Origin of the sequence: Bacillus sp. JJ722, from assembly GCF_036963345.1 — a bacterium.
GTDB lineage: Bacteria > Bacillota > Bacilli > Bacillales > DSM-1321 > Bacillus_AD.
This window is the reverse complement of the sequence record NZ_JBALMO010000168.1, coordinates 1-2,898: the sequence shown is the minus strand read 5'-3', so window position 1 is coordinate 2,898 and position 2,898 is coordinate 1. Positions and strand designations below refer to the sequence as shown.

Annotated in this window: 5 protein-coding genes; all 5 read right to left on the bottom strand. The window is 35.0% G+C overall.

Annotation, left to right across the window (positions count from 1 at the left end):
* On the bottom strand, nt 1–845 hold an 845-nt coding region (locus V7014_RS19195), incomplete at its 3' end, for a hypothetical protein (protein WP_335509333.1).
* Complete coding sequence (locus V7014_RS19190) at nt 832–1,185, bottom strand: hypothetical protein (protein ID WP_335509331.1); 354 nt, start codon at nt 1,183–1,185, stop codon at nt 832–834. The genes V7014_RS19195 and V7014_RS19190, both read right to left, overlap by 14 nt.
* Before the next feature lie 17 nt (nt 1,186–1,202).
* On the bottom strand, nt 1,203–1,433 hold the full coding sequence (locus tag V7014_RS19185; protein ID WP_335509329.1) for an Ig-like domain-containing protein: 231 nt from the start codon (nt 1,431–1,433) through the stop codon (nt 1,203–1,205).
* A gap of 40 nt (nt 1,434–1,473) precedes the next feature.
* Entirely contained in the window at nt 1,474–1,623 is a 150-nt protein-coding gene (locus tag V7014_RS19180; protein ID WP_335509327.1) for a hypothetical protein, read from the bottom strand.
* A 901-nt stretch (nt 1,624–2,524) separates the two neighbouring features.
* Nucleotides 2,525–2,839 carry a hypothetical protein gene (locus V7014_RS19170; protein WP_335509323.1) on the bottom strand — a complete coding sequence of 105 codons (315 nt, stop codon included), beginning with the start codon at nt 2,837–2,839 and terminating at the stop codon, nt 2,525–2,527.
* Nucleotides 2,840–2,898: the final 59 nt, after the last annotated feature.

Below are 2,898 nucleotides of genomic sequence, written 5' to 3'. Positions count from 1 at the left end.
GGGTTTTCTATCTTAGTGTCATAGTTTGTCCAATCGTTCGAACCATGACATATTGCTACATAATCAATTTCTTGCCAGTTTATTACTTTTATAGTATTCAAGGCTTGTCTAAAAGTTGACGGCAATTCAGGGTGAGAAGTTATTTTAGACTCTTGTAATGTCCAGTTGCCTGTTTCAATGCTATCAGCTAAGGAGTGCATACAGAAGGCTTCATATTCAGCATTAGGATGTGTACTCATTCTTGATGCCCCAAAACCAACATTATAAGCTTTTATCCCCAATTCCGAGGATAGTAAAGCTGGAATTCCATCAGATTGAAAGTTCCCTATATTGCTATCTCCGAACACAACAATCTTTTTGTCTTTGTAAAGATTAGAATCCCCTGGAATTTTTAATTTGGGGATTGTAATATATGTTGCTGTTTCGCTGGGATCAACCATCTTTTCAGGTTGATTAAAACCCTCTCCACTTGTCATTTTTGCATTGATAACAATGTACGCTGTATTAGATAATGTTTCAATATTATAGTTTTGATTGTTAGAAACAATTCCTAGAGACGTTTGAACACCAATTTTCTTAGTCGAATCAAACAATATATAATTCAACGAACCATATTTCCCAGTTAAAACATATTTCGTATTTGGTTGAACAGGGATAAATGAAGAGTGTGTCCAATAAACTAAAGCGTTCGGACTTCCATTAATGTTCATTGCACTACCTTTTTCAGACCAAGTGATACCACCTAAATAGTTAGTAGGGACAAAATTAGGGTCATGATGTTCTTGAGCGAATGTTGTTTTTTGTGGGTTAATTGGTAAATTACTACCACCACTAAATCGCGACATACGTAACACCTTCTCCACTTACAGCTGCATCGATATAAACCAAATTGACATTACTCACAACGAATGTGAAAGAGTCTTTTGCGTCTAGTTCGATACCAGTTTGACTGGATACCGTTTCGTCTCCAGCGAAAATAGTTCCTTTATTAGCCTTTAAACCAGTAATAGTAACTTCTTTACATGGGATATTTGGTAATTGAACTCTCGTACCTGCTGTAGCAACTGAAGCCCTACCTACTTTAAGTTTACTAGAACCTTTTAAACTTACATCTGTAATAGGCTTGTTATCTGTATCTGCTCTTGCTGATGTCCATACACCATTATCTTCATTAAGAAAAGCCATCTTAAAACCTCCAATTATTAATTAATTCCAATACCACCCAAATCTGCGGAAACATTTTTCACTACTTGTGAAGCTACAACTGTTATTTGACAAGTATCTGTTTTATCTCCATCAATTGTAGTTACTGTCATTGTTACATTTCCAACCAAAACCCCTGTAACTAATCCATCGTTATCAACTGAAGCTATCAACGGATGAGAAGATGAGTAGGTTACTTGTTTATTAGTATTAAGGTAAAACATTAGCATTAAGTTTCACAGTACCGTCAACCGTAATCTCTGCAGTTTCTTAATCTAGTTCTACACTTTGAACTGATACATTAGGAACAGTGATAGTTACATCTTTATAGATTTCTGGATTAACTTTAGACATTAGTCTCAATCTAGTTGTTCCTACGCTTAATCCTGTCAAAGTGAAAACGTTATTGTTGTTTGTCACACTGACAATTCCTTCATTGGTCAATGAAAATACAATTTCTTGGCTTGCATCAGAAGGCTCAACACTAGCTGTAACAGTATTCGTATTATTTAAATGTACGGTTGCACTTGCTTTATCGGTAATGATAGCAGTAGGTGGGGTATGGAGGGGTGTTAATGTGAGTTCTTTGGAAAGGGGGCTTTCACCATATTCAGTTACCCTTGAAACTCGATATTTGTATTGAGTATTAGGTGATAAATTGTATCGGTAAAAGTTTTCTTAGCTAAATTTCTTGCAATCAATACATTATTACGGTAAACATTAAAAGTTATTGGCATTTGTTCACCTCTCTTGTTTCATACTTTATGATATTAATAGAGATAGGGAAGAGTGACGCTTCCCTATCAATTTATTAAGAGATTCGACTCCCCATTTAATTAGTTCCAATTTAAAGTAATTGAATCATGAGTGATATTTGAAGCAACTAATCCGTGGGGAACATTAGGGAGTAGTACGATCTACTTCAATGATACGTCCAATTTGAGTTGTGTTTGGAGCAGTTAAACATTCGAAGTTTACTTCTGGAGCAATTGCGTTACCATTTTTCAGCGATAATTCAAATTCATCATTAGGTACTACATGGTCAAGCTGAATATAAATATCTTTAACAACTTTATTCGTAGCAGGATCATAAGCGATAGTATGGTATTCAAGTGTAAATGCTTCAGCGAATTTCTCTGTATCTAATTGAACAATATTACCAGTAACTTTTTTTAGATATGTAACAGAAACTAAGTCGCCTGCTTTAGCATGTGCATCTGGAATAGTTACTTTACCAGTTGCAACAGTAGCAGATTTAGTTGAACCATCAGTATTTCTAACATATACAGTGTCGCCAACGGGTGTGCCGGTGATTGTTACTTCAAGAGCACCTGCATTTTCTACAACTTAATGATTTTTCAGTTTCATTAATTGTAGCTTCACCATTTTCTACTGAAACACCTTGAGTTATTGCAAGGAATTCCGAATCATAGAAAGCATTACGAAGAGCAGAAGTTACCTCTTTTTGACCTTTCATAATTGCGAGAGGTTTGTTAACAATACCACCATAGATTTTTTCGTTAATACCTAATGATTGAGAAATAGATGTTAATTGTGCTTCAGCAGTTATAAATGTATGTCCATCAGACTTTCTCTTCATTACAACGTCTGCTGTATCAATAATTAGTAATTTCATGTATAAATTTCCTCCTTAAAATAGAAAAAAGACCAGATTTTGAACTGCACCCCAATTGT

Coding starts and splice junctions, on each gene's coding strand:
- V7014_RS19190 (WP_335509331.1), bottom strand. CDS start 1,185: ATGGCTTTTCTTAATGAAGATAATGGTGTATGGACATCAGCAAGAGCA.
- V7014_RS19170 (WP_335509323.1), bottom strand. CDS start 2,839: ATGAAATTACTAATTATTGATACAGCAGACGTTGTAATGAAGAGAAAG.
- V7014_RS19185 (WP_335509329.1), bottom strand. CDS start 1,433: ATGCTAATGTTTTACCTTAATACTAATAAACAAGTAACCTACTCATCT.